A 14,411-nucleotide genomic window follows, 5' to 3' on the forward strand; every position below is an offset into this window, starting at 1 on the left:
GCAAGAGGGCTTCGGCGACGTGACGCGCGGCCTGCTGGCGGCGCAGGCCGACGGCCGGCGCGCTGGCAATGCCTTGCCTGTGCTGGGGCCGGTCTCCACCGCGGCCTGGAACCGCTATCTGGAAAGCTTCAAGCGTCCGATTCCGGAGTGGTTCGACCGGAATGTGGAAATCCCCAACGTCCAGTAAATCCCGGGAGCAGGTGTTTCCCGCCGCATGCGGTTACGGAGTCGCAAGAGCATGTCAGCCGGCCGTCCACATCCTTCCTCGCCGCCGCGGCAACGCGGCAGCATGACCGTCGCCGTCGTTTTCGCGGTGCTGGTGGGAGTCGTGTTGCTGGGCGTGCTGCAGCTTGGCTACGGCTACTACATGAAGCGCGAAATGCAGAAGGCCGCGGACCTGGCGGCGCTGTCGGCGGTGCAAGTCCTGAGCCTGGGCTCGAGCGCGGATTGCACCCGGGCCACGGCCGCGGGCAAAGCCTCCGCGCTGGCCAATGTACCGAACATCCTGGACTCGTTCGCGGCCGCCGATTTCACGGTGGAATGCAAGGTGTGGGATCCGACACGCTCCGACGCGTCCGGTATGCATGTCTTCGACGCGGCTGGCGGGCAGGCCTATAACGCGGTGCGGGTTGCGGTGCGCAAGCAGCTGGCGAATCTCATCCCCGGCGTGGGCGGCGTCACGGCGTCGGTCGCGGCGGTGGCGACCAACACGCAGCCGGTGGCGACCTTCACGGTGGGATCGCGGCTGTTGCGCCTGGAGCGTGGCGGCCTGCTGTCACGGCTGTTGGCCACGGCGGGGGCGTCGCCATCGCAACTGGATGTGTTGGACGCCGCCGGCCTGGCCAATGTCAACATCACCCCGGCTGGCCTGCTGGAGGCGCTGGGCCTGCCGCTGTCGGTTGCGGCCGGAGTGGGCACGCCCGAGCAATTGACGGCGCTGAGCAACCTGACCCTGGGTCAGCTCTTGCGCGCCACGCTGAGCGTCATCGACAAGCAGAAAACCGCCAATGCCGATGTCGGGCTGCTGAGCGAAGCCATCAACACGGTGCTGGACCTGATGCCGTTGAACCTGCCCGTGAAGCTGTTCGGAGACGGCGGCGTGCTGAACCTGGACCTGGTGGGGGGTGACCCCAGCGCCGCCTTGCAGGCCAAGGTCAATGCGCTGAACATCCTGGAAACCGGCCTGGCCATCGCCAACGGCAGCAATCTGATCAATCTGGGGCTGAGCGTGCCGCTGCTGGGCCTGGATGCGCGGGTACGCATCGTCGAGCCGCCCGCCGTGGGCGTGGGCGGCGTGGGCGCACAGGCCATCAGCGCCGGCATACGCGTGTATCTACGCGTCAATACCAGCAATATCCCGCTGCTCGGGCCCTTGTTGGCCAACACTCTGAACACCAAGGTGGACCTGCCCATCATCATCGACGTGGCGCAATCCACGGGCACGCTGCGCAAGTTGTGCGAGGCGCCGCTGGCCGAAAACCAGGCGGTGATCGATGTGACCTCGGCCGCAGCCAGCGTCTGCCTGGGACGCTTTCCTGGCATGGCGTCCGCCACCGACGCGATCGCCGCGAATTTCCAGTCACTCACGAACCGCTGCGAACCCAGCGCCTTCAACGCTATCGGTCGGCATCAGGTCTTGAACGTGTTGGGCATACTGCCACTCACCGCCAGGGTCGCGCTGCCGGTGTTCAGTTCCTCGGCGCCCGTGCCGGTGACCTTGACCGCGGCGCCGTCGCCCAATTCCACCGCGACCGTCAACGCCACCAACCTGGACCTGTCCAAGCTGGTCGCGAACCTGGCGGACGCGTTGATCGGCGGCATCCTGGGCGATCTCTACAGTACCGGCACGCCACTGAGCGCAAAGGAACGCAGCGACCTCGCGGCCAAGCTGGTGGGCGAAGACCCGAACAACGCGGGCAAGACTGTCTCGAAAGTCGTCAACGACATGCAGTGGTCCAAGACCGCGATGGACCAGTTGGGCACACGCCTGACCACCGGCGGCCTGACGGGGGTGCTGGGCGGCACGCTGCAAGTGGTCGGAAATGTTCTCAAGTCGCTCTTGCTGGCTCCGCTCAGCGACGTGACCTGCGCTCTGTACTTTACGCCGGACAAGATACGCCAGTGCCGCATCGATGCGGTTGGCACGCTGGCCTTGAGCGGCGATGGCCAGGTGGGCGGCGTGCTGTCCGTCGTCATGGCCTTGCTGGCCCCGCTGCTGGATTCGCTGTCGGCGGTGCTGCAGCAGTTGCTCAACGCGCTGGGCCTGAGCCTGGGCCAGACCGATGTATCCCTGATTTCCGTGGATTGCGGCAAGCCCCGCCTGGTGTACTGATGATGAAGCCCGTGACCCCTATCCCTTTCCTTCCCGCAGGGTCCAAGCGATGAGCCAGAATTTCGCGCGCGAAGAATTCGACGTGTACGTCTGGGAAGGCACTTCCGACATCGCCAGCCGCGCCGAGCGCTGTCTGGCGGGCATGGACGTGTCGCTGCTGCGGGCGGACGCAGGCACTGCGTTTCCGCCGCCGCGCGACCTGGCGCGGCCGGCCGTGGCCCTGGTGTCGGTATCCGTGATGGGCGACAAGCGTTTCAGCGGCTACGACTGGCTGGCGGCGCAGGGCCTGCCTGTCATCTGGGTGGCCGCGGAAGCGCGCGGGCGCGACCCGCGCTACTACCCGCCGGAATACTCCTACACGCTGCCGCTGACCTTCACCACCGCCGACCTGCGCAAGCTGCTGTATGAATTGCTGGGCACGTTGAACCAGCTCACCCGTTGCGCGCCGCGGCGCGAGCAGCCGTTGATCGCCGTGTCCGCGACCATGCAAGACCTGCTGGCGGAGGCGCGAATGTACGCCGACTGCCGCAGCAACGTGCTGATCCATGGCGAGACCGGCGTGGGCAAGGAGCGCATCGCGCGGCTGTTGCATGACGAGGCCGCCTGGTTCGGCGGACCCTTTGTCGCGGTCAACTGCGGAGCCATTCCCGAAGGCCTGTTCGAGGCGCATTTCTTCGGCCACGCCAAGGGCGCGTTCACCGGCGCGATCGGTGCGCACAAGGGCTATTTCGAGCAGGCCAACGGCGGCACGCTGTTCCTGGACGAGATCGGCGATCTGCCGCGGTACCAACAGGTCAAGCTCTTGCGCGTCCTGGAACAGAGCACGGTGACGCGGCTGGGATCGACCGTGGAGGTGCCGGTGGATTTCCGTCTGGTCGCCGCCACCAACAAGGATTTGCGGGCGCTGGTGGGGCAGCACGAGTTCCGCGCGGACCTGTACTACCGGCTGGCGGTCATCGAGCTGCGCATTCCCAACCTGGAGCAGCGCGGGCCGGAAGAAAAGGCGGCGATCTTCCGCGCCTTGCTGCAGGGCCAGGGCGTGGACGATGAACCGCCGCAATGGCTGCTGGAACGGGTCTCGCGCACGCGTTACGAAGGCAATGTGCGCGAGCTGTCCAACGTGGCCGAGCGCGTCGCCATCGTGCGGCGGCAGTTGCAGGCCTGGGACCTGCCGCGCATCGAACGCATTTTCGACCAGTTGTCCGAGCCGCTGCGTATGGCGGGCGCGGCGGCCGCCACGCGGTGCCAGCCCGCCGTTTTCACCGATGCCGAACGCGCGGAACGCGAGCGCGTGCTGGCGGCCTTGGACGCCAATGGCTGGCGCCGTCAGGACACCGCCCACACGCTGGGCATCAGCCGCAAGGTGTTGTGGGAAAAAATGCGCAAGCTGCAACTGGGGGCAGGCCAGGGCGAACCCGCCGACGGCGTTGCCGAGACCGTATGAACACGCAATAGGGAATGGCCCGTAGGGAGCGACAATTCCGTGTCCGCCGCACGTAAGCGCGTCTATCCCGGCCGAAATAAATTGCTATAGTTCCGCAACGATTTTTTTGGGGAAGGCATGAACGTCCAATTTATCCGTGGCGCCGCCCGCATGGCGCTGTTGGGCACGGCCCTGTCCGGCCTGGCCGCGTGCGCCAGCGCGCAATCCGAAGCGCCCCGGCCCACGGTTAAACAGGTCGAGGACACGCAGGCGGCATCCACGCCCGTGACTCCCCCCGCAGCGCCGCCGGCCGCGCGCCCGGCTTCCACGATGTCGGAACTGCAAAGCCTGATCCAGAGCCGCCAGGTGTCGGAGCTGCGCACCGCCTACAACGGCACCTACGGCGCCAGCCTGCTGTTCAAGCCGGACGACCTGAACTATTACGTCGCCCTGTTCCAGCAAAAGGATTTCTGGCGCGTGGTGAAGACCAAGTCGGACAAGCAGGCCGAAGCGACCTACCGCGCCTTCGTCGCCCAATCGGCAGATCTGGCCGAGGTGGACATCAAGCGCATCAAGATGCAGGCCGAATACGCGCATGCCGAGAAGCTGCTGGCCAGCCGCAGCGCCGAACTGAGCACGCTGCAGGCCGACCGCACGCTGCGCATGCAGCAGGAAGAGCAGGTGGCCGCGCGCCAGGAGCAATCGCGCCAGGAAGCCACGGCGCTGGCCGACCAGCAGAAGGACGTGCGCCAGCAACTGCGCGACCTGCAACGCCAGATCGACGCCTTGCAGGCGCAGCAGGCGCAGGTGGGCAACCCGTCGGCGCAGAATCGCGGCAAGTAAGCCCTCGGGCCGCCGGAAAGCGGGCCTGCGGGCCCGCTTTGTCCTGGGCAGCCGGGAAAGGCATTGCGCACGCCAGGGGCTAGCCGCCTGAGGCGCGCGCTTTCTTGTATTCTGCGAGTTGCACCCCATATAGACGCCATGGCACTTAAAGTTTTCGACCTCCAGTGCGAGCACAGCCACATTTTCGAGGGCTGGTTCAGTTCGCACGAAGACTACGACGCGCAGCAGGCGCGTGGCCTTGTCACGTGCCCGGTTTGCGGTTCCGCCAGCATCACCAAACGGCTGTCCGCGCCGCGCTTGAACGTGGCCCACCTGCACGCGCCGGCAGCCCAGCCCGCCGTGCCTGCCCATGCGTCCGACGCCGACAAGATGGCGGCCTTGCAGGCGGCCGTGATGCGCCAGGTGCGCGCGCTGTTGCGCAACACCGAAAACGTCGGCCCGCGCTTCGCCGAAGAGGCGCGTCGCATCCACGAAGGCGATGCCGACGACCGCCCGATCCGCGGCACGGCGACTCCCGAGGAGCGTGTGGCGCTGGCCGACGAAGGCATCGATGTCATGGCCGTGCCGGATTTCCTGGACGACGAACGTCTGCAGTAGCGCCAGCGCGTGCCGTGGCAATAAAAAAGCCAGACCCGAAGGTCTGGCTTTTTCTTGCCTGCTGCCGGATCAGTTGTTGACGCGGCTGCGGTATTCGTTCGTGCGGGTGTCGATTTCGATCCTGTCGCCGATGGCGCAGAACAGCGGCACGTTCAGTTCGTAGCCGGTGTTGATCTTGGCGGGCTTGGTCACCTTGCCCGAGGTATCGCCACGCACGGCGGGTTCGGTGTAGGTGATTTCGCGCACGATGGTCGTGGGCAGTTCAACGGAAATGGCGCGGCCGTCGTAGAAGACCACTTCCACGGGCATCGCTTCTTCCAGGTAGTTCAGGGCGTCGCCCATGCTTTCGGCTTCGATTTCGTACTGGTTGTACTCTTCGTCCATGAAGACGTACATCGGGTCGCCGAAGTAGGAGTAGGTGCACTCCTTGCGGTCGAGCTGGACGACTTCGAACTTTTCGTCGGCCTTGTAGACCGATTCGCTGGCCGAGGCGGTCAGCAGGTTCTTGAACTTCAGCTTCACAACAGCGGCGTTGCGGCCAGACTTGTTGTATTCGGCCTTCTGGACCACGAGGGGATCCTTGCCGACCATGACCACGTTGCCGACTCGCAATTCCTGAGCGGTTTTCATCGATAAAACTCCGGGGGTGATGGGTGCACTCGCCGTGCTTGCAAAAAGCCGCCGCTGCGAAAGATTCGGACTCAAAGATCCTGGTCGCAAGACCCGGGTCATAAGACTCCGACAGCGGCTTCGTGCACACCCCGGGAGGCGTCATAGTAGAGGCCCGACAAATACAGGGCGCTCGGAAAACTCTCTATTCTAACGTTTCTTGGCCAAGTCTGCGCAAAAATCGGCCAGATTTTCCGCCAGGTCTGGCAGCGCCGCCTGGCTTGCGTCCCACGCCCGCGCGGCGGCTGCCCAGCTCGTCCAGGCGGCCGGCGCCAGGGCGGCCGACAGCGCGGCAGCGGTTTCGCCGGTTTCCGGCTGGTTCCAGGCGCGGATCAGCGCCTGGGCGGTTTCCGGGGCCGGATAACGGGCCAGCCAGGCTTCCAGCTTCTCCAGGTGGATATTCTCGTCCTGGGGATAGATCTGCCAGACCAGCGGGCGCGCGGCCCAGGCGGCGCGGACGAAGGAGTCCTCGCCCCGCACGAAATTCATGTCGCAGCACCACAGCAGCCGGTCGAAATCCGGCTGCGCGACGAACGGCAGCCGGGCGATCAGCGGAGCGCCCGGCGCCGCGCACGCGGCTTCAAGGCCGGGGGCCACGCCCTCGGGCGCCAGCAGCACGCTGGGGCGCGGGTCGGCGGATAACGCTTCGGCCAGCGCCGCCACGGGCGCCGCAGGGTAGCAAAACAGGGACACGGTGCGGGCGCCGTCGCGGCGGCGCAACAGCAGGTCTTGCGCCACCCCGAGCGAACGCAGGAAGGTTTCCTGGTCTTGCGGCGATGCCTGCAAGGCGTCCCGCTCGGCGGACAGGCCGGGCTCGCGCAGCAGCCCGCCGGTGGCGGCGGTGAAACCGGGAAAGTAGAAGTGCTTGACCAGCCCGTCCGGCCGCTGCGAGGGCAGGCCATGACAGCTTTCCACCCAGGATTCGGCGCTCAGGTATTCCAGGTTGATCCAGGCTGGATGCACCCGGCGCATGCTGTCCAGGAACGCCTCGGGAGGATCGCAGGCGAATGCCTCGATCACCACGTCGCGAGCGGTGAGCGCCGGATCCGGCATGTCGGACCAGTGCACGATGTCGATCCCGGCCAGCTGCTGGCGCGGCTGGCCGGTAACGATGCCGGGCTGGATGCGGGCGAAGCTGGCCAGATCGTCGACCCAGAGGCGCACATCCCAGCCGCGGCCATGCGCCAGCCGGCGCGCCAGGCGCCAGCAGACGCCGATGTCGCCATAGTTGTCGACGACCCGGCAGAAGATGTCCGCTTGCATTGCCGTCTAGTGGAACTTGGCCGGCGAGGCTTCCGCGTCCTCGGGCAGTTCGGCGTGCACCAGTTCGCCCAGCGGATTCGGGAAGTAGGGCGCGCCGCAGTCTTCGCAGTACTCGGGCGGCAGCACGCCAGGAATGCGGCGCACCTCGGTGACGCCATATTCCTTGAGCAGGGCCGCGATTTCATCGACCACGTCGGGTTGGCCTTCATCGGCCGGCACATCTTCCTCGCGGCCATACAGGGGCCAGACGCAGCCGTAATAGACATCGTTGCTGCTGCGCGCCGTGAAGCTGATACGGTATTCGTCGATGCGGCTTTCGCCGCAGCCGGCCACTACCGCCCGCAGTTGGGAGGCTTCGAGGCTGACCGCGCCTTCAAGCCAGCTGATCGCCGCGCGTAGCGACAGCGGGCGCACCCGGCGGTCGGCTTCGCGGTTGCTGACGTAGTAGGCGTCCGGCAGCAAGGCTTCGAAACCGCAGCCGGGCAGCAGATTGGCCAGGGTGGGCTGGGCCTGCGCCGCCCATTGTTCCTGGCAGGCGTCGCGGCTGGCCTCGGCCTCGCCCAGCTGTTCCTGCCAGCGGAAGATCGGCTCGCCTTCGGGCGCCGCGACGGCCGCCACGATGTAGCGCGTGTCGGCCAGCATGTTGGCCGTCTCGGTCTCGGTGTTCAGGACGGGCTTGGCGGTTTCGGCGCCCAGCGCCTGGGTGCCCAGGCGCTGCAGCCATTGCCAGGTTTCGGAGAAGGTGCGCGGCATCTGGTCCACGCTGACCAGCATGGGCATCAGCGTGCTGCGGGCCTTGCTGGACAGGATATGCCCATGCAGCTGCGCGATCAGCGCCTGCTGCGCGCTGGCCGAAATCGGACCGGTGGGGATGGCGTAGCGGGTCCAGGCGACGATAGGCGCCACCACCAGCAAAACGTCGTAGCGGACGCCATTTTTCTCGATCTTCATGGATTCGGACAGGGTTTCGGCCTGTTCGATCAGGATCTCGTAGGCGCCTATGTCGCTTTGCGCGAGGTGGTCCAGGGCCGCTTCCAGGGGGGCGTCCTGCCCCGCCTTCAGCAGCTTCGGAATCGCTTCGCCAAGCTGGTTCTCCCAGAACACGTCTTCGAGGCGGCTGCCCGAGCGGTTGAGCGCCTGGGCAAGCGCGACCAGTTTGGCGGCGTCACGGGTGAGGCGGGGAGCGGATTGGCTGCGGGATCGGGCCATAACTTCGGGGAGCATCCAGTAAGTGTGCAACTGCGTAGTTTAACGCCCGGCGCGCACCGCGGCGCGGCGGGTCCGCCTGGGCTTGCAGCCGTCGCGCCGCGGGCTTATTGGTGCTCAAATAGCAATAGACAATGTCAATGCAGGTGGTTTATTGCTGAGATGAAACGGCGGAAAATGCTTCCATCGACTCAATCTCAGGAGGCACTGCCATGCGCTGGCCTACGCTTTTCGTTTCCCATGGATCCCCCATGCTCGCCGTCGAGCCCGGCCAGACCGGCCCGGTGCTGGCCGCCTGGAGCGCCGCGCAGGGCCGCAAGCCCAAGGGCATCCTGGTGGTGTCGCCGCACTGGATGGGCGAGGGCCTGGCGCTGTCCACCCGCGACCGCCAAGTGGCCTGGCACGATTTCGGCGGTTTTCCGCAGGAACTCTATGCGCTGCAGTACGCGGCTCCCGGTTCGCCCGAGCTGGCGGCGCGGGTGCAGGCCCTGCTGGCCGAGTCGGGCATCGCTGCCGACCTGGATCCGCGCCGTCCGCTGGATCATGGCGCCTGGGTGCCGTTGCGCTACCTCTATCCGGAAGCGGACGTGCCGGTGGTGCAACTGTCCCTCGACATGGGCCGCGATGCGGCCGGGCAACTGGAACTGGGCCGCGCGCTGGCCCGGTTGCGGGACGAGGACATCCTGGTCATCGGCTCGGGTTCGCTGACGCACAACCTGCGCCACGTGCGCATGCCGCAGGACGCGCCCGCGCTGCCCTATGTGCCGGCGTTCCAGCAGTGGTACGCGGACAAGCTGGGCGGCCGCGACCTGCCGGCGCTGCTGGACTGGGAGGCGCAGGCGCCGGGGGCGGCGCAGGCCCATCCGCACGACGACCACCTGATGCCGCTGTACGTGGCGCTGGGCGCGGGCGGGGCGGGCTTTCGACGCCTGAACGACGAGGTGTCCTACGGCGCGCTGGCGATGGACGCCTACGAGTTCGCGGACTGATCGGACTGGCGGCCGCCGCGCCGCGCGCGCAACGAAAATACCCCGGCAACCTCGCGGTTGCCGGGGCATTGCTTTGCGCCCGAGGGATCAGGCGGCCAGCAGCTGGCGCAGCACGAAGGGCAGGATGCCGCCGTGCTGGTAGTAGTCCACTTCGATCGGCGTGTCGATGCGCAGCAGCACCGTGACATCCTGCTTCGAACCGTCCTTGCGGGTAATCGTCAGCGTCACGTCCTGCATCGGCTTGATGCCGTTTTCCAGGCCGGAGATGTCATAGGTTTCCTCGCCGGTGATGCCCAGCGACTGCACGCTGTCAGCGCCCTTGAACTGCAGGGGCAGCACGCCCATGCCGACCAGGTTGCTGCGGTGGATGCGCTCGAAGCTGCGGGTGATCACGGCCTTCACGCCCAGCAGCTGGGTGCCCTTGGCCGCCCAGTCGCGCGACGAGCCGGTGCCGTACTCTTCGCCGCCGAACACCACGGTGGGGGTGCCGGCGCCGACGTACTTCATGGCGGCGTCATAGATGGACATTTGTTCGCCGGTGGGCTGGAACAGGGTATCGCCGCCTTCGAAGCGGCTGCCGTCCGGCAGCGCCGGGATCATGAGGTTCTTGATGCGCACGTTGGCGAAGGTGCCGCGCATCATGATCTCGTGGTTGCCGCGGCGCGAACCGTAGCTGTTGAAGTCGGCCTTCATGACGCCGTTTTCCTTCAGCCACTTGCCCGCAGGCGAGGTTTCCTTGATGGAGCCGGCCGGCGAGATATGGTCGGTGGTGACCGAGTCGCCGAACACGCCCAGCGCGCGCGCGCCCGTGACCACGGGCATCGCGCCCGGCGTCATGCCGAAGCCCTCGAAGAAGGGCGGCTCGGCGATGTAGGTGGAATCAGGCCAGTTGTAGGTGTCGCCGGTGACGCCCTTGATGTTCTCCCAGAGCTTGCCGGGGTTGCTCTTGACCTGGCCATAGTTGGCCTCGAACGCCTTGGGATCCAGGGCGTACTTCAGCAGCGACTCGACTTCCTCGGTGGTCGGCCAGATGTCGCCCAGCCAGACGTCGCCGTTCTTGCCGCGGCCCACGGGCTCGGTCATCAGGTCGCGCGTGACCGTACCGGCCAGGGCGTAGGCCACGACCAGCGGGGGCGAGGCCAGGAAGTTGGCCTTGATGTTCGGGTGGATGCGGGCTTCGAAGTTGCGGTTGCCCGAGAGCACCGCCGAGCAGATCAGGTCGTTGCCGGTGATGGCTTCGTTCAGGTCCGGGGTCAGGTCGCCGGCGTTGCCGATGCAGGTGGTGCAGCCGTAGGCGGCCACGTCGAAGCCGAGCTTTTCCAGGTAGGGCAGGAGGCCCGTCTTGGTCAGGTACTCGGTGACCACGCGGGAGCCAGGGGCCAGCGAGGTCTTGATGTGCTTGGGCACGGTCATGCCGGCTTCCACGGCCTTCTTGGCCAGCAGGCCGGCCGCCAGCAGCACGCTGGGGTTGGACGTGTTGGTGCAGGACGTGATGGCGGCGATAAGAATGTCGCCGTTCTTGACCTTGGTGCCGGCGCTGGTGGTGAACGTCTGCTCCAGCTTTTCGGCCGGCTGGTTGAAGCCGTTCTCGGCGACCGGCTTGGAGTACAGGTCGATGAAGGTGTTCTTGACGTTGCCGATCTCGATGCGGTCCTGCGGACGCTTCGGGCCCGCCAGCGACGGCGCGACGGTGGACAGGTCCAGTGTCAGCAGCTTGGTGAAATTGATGTCCTTCGCCTTGGGCACGCCGAACATCTTCTGGGCCTTGAAATAGGCTTCGAAGGCGGCGATTTCTGCTTCCGTGCGGCCGGTGCCGCGGAAGTAGTCGATGGTGCGCTCGTCGACCGGGAAGAAGCCCATGGTGGCGCCGTACTCCGGCGCCATGTTGCCGATGGTGGCGCGTTCGGCCACGGACAGGCTGGCGGTGCCTTCGCCGCAGAATTCGACGAACTTGCCCACCACCTTCTCGCGGCGCAGCATTTCAGTGATGGTCAGCACCAGGTCGGTGGCGGTGACGCCGCCGCGCAGCTTGCCCTTCAGTTCCACGCCGACCACGTCGGGGGTCAGGAAGTACACGGGCTGGCCCAGCATGCCGGCCTCGGCTTCGATGCCGCCCACGCCCCAGCCCACCACGCCGATGCCGTTGATCATGGTGGTGTGGCTGTCGGTGCCCACCAGGGAGTCGGGGTAGTAGACGTTGTTCTGTTTGTCCAGGTGCACGCCGCGCGCCAGGTACTCCAGGTTGACCTGGTGGACGATGCCGAAGCCCGGAGGCACGACGCCGAAGGTGTCGAACGCCTGCATGCCCCACTTCATGAACTGGTAACGTTCCTGGTTGCGCTTGAACTCCAGCTTCATGTTCAGGTCCAGCGCATTCTTGGTGCCGAAGTAGTCGATCATGACCGAGTGGTCCACCACCAGGTCCACGGGCACCAGCGGTTCGATGCTCTTGGGGCTCTTGCCCATCTTGTCGGCCACCGAACGCATGGCGGCGATGTCGGCCAGCAGCGGCACGCCGGTGAAGTCCTGCAACACCACGCGGGCCACCACGAACGGAATTTCGTCTTCACGGCGGGCGTTGGCTTGCCAGTTGGCCAGCTGCTTGACGTGCTCTTCGGTCACCTTCTTGCCGTCGCAATTGCGCAGCACGGATTCCAGCACGATGCGGATCGAAACCGGGAGCCGCTGCACGTCGATGCCGAGGGACTTGCCCAGCGCCGGCAGCGAATAGTACTGACAGGATTTATTGCCGATCTTGAAATTCTTGAGGGTGTCTAGGGTGTTGTGCGGCATGATGGACTCCGTGGTTTTGCCCGGTTGAAGCCGGCATTTTCTGGCGTTTTTGGGCATTTGTCATTCTATGTGAGACTGACGCGTGCGCGGCTGCATGTCTTATATCTTATATAAGACTTGGCCGGGCCGTCAAAGTTCCCCTACTGCAATCAGGGGCGGCGCGGCTTTCGGCCTCACCCGATACTCTGGCCGAGGCGCGCGCGAGTCGCAAGCCTCTTTTATCAAGAAAGTCCTACGCGGATGTTGCGGCGCGCCGCGGCAAGCCGGGAACGATTGTGGCCGCCTGGCTGCTATGCCAGGAAATTGCGCAGCAGAGCGGTCAGTTCCGTGCGCAGGAAATCGACGACCGCACGCTGCGCGGTCGAGGGGTAGGGATTGGGCGTGGTCAGGATGAACAGCTTGTCGCCCGGCCCCATGGCCCGATAGGCGGGGAGCACGGGCGTCAGGCGTCCCGCGGCGATGTCTACATACACCACATAGGCGGGCAGCAGCGCCACGCCCGCGCCGGCGCGCGCGGCCTGGGCCAGGAACGGGAAATACTCCGACTGCAGCCGCGGCGCGAGCTTGGCTTCGTGCAACTGGTCCTTGCGGCGCAGGCGCAGCGTGACCAGGGGCCTGGGGTCGGGCGGGCCGAGGAAGTGCAGCCGTGCAAGGTCGCGCGGATGGGCCGGCGCGCCGAACTGTTCCAGATAGGAGGGCGCCGCGCACAGCACCCATTTGACGTCCCCCAGCGCGCGCGCCACGTAATCCTGCGGCGGGGTGCTCATCACCCGCAGCGCCACGTCTATTTCCGACGAAATCAGGTCGCTCACCCGGTTGGAGAACAGCACGCGCAGGGTCAGCGACGGATGGCGCAGCGCGAAGTCCACCAGCAGCGGGCGCAATTGGTCCAGCTCCCCCAGCCCGGTGGGAATGCTGAGCCGCACGTGTCCCGTCGGCTCCGAACCCAGCTTTTGCAGGGCGTGGCGGGCGGATTCGACCTCGCGCGCCATGCGCGCGCCGTGCTCATACAGCACCGAGCCTTGCTGCGTCAGTTCCAGCCTGCGGGTGCTGCGCCGGATGAGCTGGGCGCCGAAGGCGCGTTCCAGCTTCTGCAGGTTGCGGCTGACGTGCGAACGGGTCACGCCGTGGCGCACTGCTGCCTCGCTCAGCGTGCCGGCGTCGACGATGGTGACGAACAGCTGTATCAGGTTGAGGTCCAGCGCGGGCAGGGCGGGCATGCGCGGTCTTATTGTTGACTGTGAGGAAACATAGTTTACGCAAACTGCGGGATTGTCGCGGCATGACGGTGGTTGATATTCTGGCTTGCACCAAACAGGAGACTAGGCCATGCCTCAAAACCAGCCCGGCGGGACCCTCCCGCAAACCATGTTCCGCGCCGATCTGTTTCACGGCCAGCGCATCCTCGTCACGGGCGGCGGCACCGGCCTGGGTTACGCCATGGCCGAGCGGCTGGCGGCGCTGGGCGCGTCGCTGCACCTGTGGGGGCGCCGCGAGGCCGTGCTGGAGCAGGCCGCCGCCAGCCTGCGCGAACGCCATGGCGCGGAGGTCCATGTCCAGGCGGTGGATATCCGCGATGCCGAGGCCGTGGACGCCGCCGTCGAAGCCATCTGGACCGGGCATGGCGCGCTGACCGGCCTGGTCAACAACGCCGCGGGCAACTTCATCAGCCCCACCGAGAAGCTCTCGCCGCGCGGTTTCAACGCCATCGCCGACACGGTGTTCCGCGGCACCTTTTACACCACCCAGGCCGTGGGCAAGCGCTGGATTGCGCAAGGCACGGGCGGGGCGGTGCTGTCCATCGTGGTGACCTGGGTCTGGACCGGTTCGCCCTTCGTGGTTCCCTCGGCCATGTCCAAGGCCGGCATAGACGCCATGACCAAGTCGCTGGCGATCGAATGGGGCCGCCACGGCATCCGCCTGAACGCCATCGCCCCGGGCGTGATCCCGACCGAAGGCGCCAGCGCGCGCCTGCGGCCCAAGGACCAGGGCGCCGACGTCCAGGCGCAGCAGAACCCGATGCGGCGCCTGGGTACCGGGCATGACATAGGCGAACTCGCCGCCTTCCTGCTGAGCCCCGGCTACGACTGGATCAACGGCCAGACCATCGCGCTGGATGGCGGCGACTATCTGGCCAACGGCGCCTATTTCAAGCAGTACGCCGAATGGAGCGACGCCGACTGGGCCGCCGCGCGCCAGGCCATCGAAGCGCGCACCGCGCAGGACAAGGCCCAGCGCAGCACGGGGGCCGCATGACGGGCAGCACCATCCACGCGGGTGGCGAGCGGCTGTCGGG

12 protein-coding genes are annotated in these 14,411 nt (G+C 66.5%); 7 read left to right on the forward strand and 5 right to left on the reverse strand.

Translation table 11 applies throughout. The annotated features are described in order from the left end of the window. The 5 genes from WBB14_RS05270 to WBB14_RS05290 form a co-directional block, all read left to right on the forward strand. A partial coding sequence (locus tag WBB14_RS05270) for a DUF3613 domain-containing protein (protein ID WP_424238883.1) occupies positions 1 to 187 on the forward strand: 187 nt, incomplete at its 5' end. Positions 188 to 289: 102 nt separating this feature from the next. After that, the gene (locus tag WBB14_RS05275) at positions 290 to 2,332 is read left to right on the forward strand and encodes a pilus assembly protein TadG-related protein (protein ID WP_424238884.1); all 2,043 of its coding nucleotides are present in this window, start codon (positions 290 to 292) and stop codon (positions 2,330 to 2,332) included. A 49-nt stretch (positions 2,333 to 2,381) separates the two neighbouring features. Further along, complete coding sequence (locus WBB14_RS05280) at positions 2,382 to 3,776, forward strand: sigma 54-interacting transcriptional regulator (protein WP_424238885.1); 1,395 nt, start codon at positions 2,382 to 2,384, stop codon at positions 3,774 to 3,776. A 117-nt stretch (positions 3,777 to 3,893) separates the two neighbouring features. Continuing rightward, the gene (locus WBB14_RS05285) at positions 3,894 to 4,598 is read left to right on the forward strand and encodes a DUF2968 domain-containing protein (RefSeq protein WP_424238886.1); all 705 of its coding nucleotides are present in this window, start codon (positions 3,894 to 3,896) and stop codon (positions 4,596 to 4,598) included. Positions 4,599 to 4,736: 138 nt separating this feature from the next. Further along, on the forward strand, positions 4,737 to 5,195 hold the full coding sequence (locus tag WBB14_RS05290; protein ID WP_424238887.1) for a DUF1178 family protein: 459 nt from the start codon (positions 4,737 to 4,739) through the stop codon (positions 5,193 to 5,195). 69 nt (positions 5,196 to 5,264) lie between these two features. Here WBB14_RS05290 and efp read toward each other — a convergent pair whose 3' ends face one another. The 3 genes from efp to WBB14_RS05305 all read right to left on the reverse strand — a co-directional run bounded on the left by efp (position 5,265) and on the right by WBB14_RS05305 (position 8,336). Then, positions 5,265 to 5,825 (reverse strand): elongation factor P, encoded by a 561-nt coding sequence (gene efp / locus WBB14_RS05295; RefSeq protein ID WP_013395066.1) that lies wholly within the window; start codon positions 5,823 to 5,825, stop codon positions 5,265 to 5,267. A gap of 189 nt (positions 5,826 to 6,014) precedes the next feature. Further along, the gene (earP, locus tag WBB14_RS05300; RefSeq protein ID WP_424238888.1) at positions 6,015 to 7,127 is read right to left on the reverse strand and encodes an elongation factor P maturation arginine rhamnosyltransferase EarP; all 1,113 of its coding nucleotides are present in this window, start codon (positions 7,125 to 7,127) and stop codon (positions 6,015 to 6,017) included. A gap of 6 nt (positions 7,128 to 7,133) precedes the next feature. Beyond that, positions 7,134 to 8,336 carry a DUF2863 family protein gene (locus tag WBB14_RS05305; RefSeq protein ID WP_424238889.1) on the reverse strand — a complete coding sequence of 401 codons (1,203 nt, stop codon included), beginning with the start codon at positions 8,334 to 8,336 and terminating at the stop codon, positions 7,134 to 7,136. Between the two features lie 209 nt (positions 8,337 to 8,545). Between WBB14_RS05305 and WBB14_RS05310 the strand changes: the two genes are divergently transcribed. Next, on the forward strand, positions 8,546 to 9,322 hold the full coding sequence (locus WBB14_RS05310; protein WP_424238890.1) for a DODA-type extradiol aromatic ring-opening family dioxygenase: 777 nt from the start codon (positions 8,546 to 8,548) through the stop codon (positions 9,320 to 9,322). A gap of 87 nt (positions 9,323 to 9,409) precedes the next feature. On the opposite strand, the gene acnA is transcribed toward WBB14_RS05310, so the two are convergent. Both acnA and WBB14_RS05320 read right to left on the reverse strand, forming a co-directional pair. Further along, the gene (gene acnA, locus WBB14_RS05315) at positions 9,410 to 12,115 is read right to left on the reverse strand and encodes an aconitate hydratase AcnA (RefSeq protein WP_424238891.1); all 2,706 of its coding nucleotides are present in this window, start codon (positions 12,113 to 12,115) and stop codon (positions 9,410 to 9,412) included. Positions 12,116 to 12,405: 290 nt separating this feature from the next. Next, positions 12,406 to 13,335 (reverse strand): LysR family transcriptional regulator, encoded by a 930-nt coding sequence (locus WBB14_RS05320; RefSeq protein ID WP_424238892.1) that lies wholly within the window; start codon positions 13,333 to 13,335, stop codon positions 12,406 to 12,408. A gap of 148 nt (positions 13,336 to 13,483) precedes the next feature. On the opposite strand from WBB14_RS05320, the gene WBB14_RS05325 reads away from it, so the two are divergent. Further along, positions 13,484 to 14,371 carry an SDR family oxidoreductase gene (locus tag WBB14_RS05325; RefSeq protein ID WP_424238893.1) on the forward strand — a complete coding sequence of 296 codons (888 nt, stop codon included), beginning with the start codon at positions 13,484 to 13,486 and terminating at the stop codon, positions 14,369 to 14,371. Positions 14,372 to 14,411 lie beyond the last annotated feature (40 nt).

The sequence above is a fragment of the Achromobacter sp. genome (genome assembly GCF_049647645.1).
Taxonomy (GTDB): Bacteria; Pseudomonadota; Gammaproteobacteria; order Burkholderiales; family Burkholderiaceae_B; genus Achromobacter.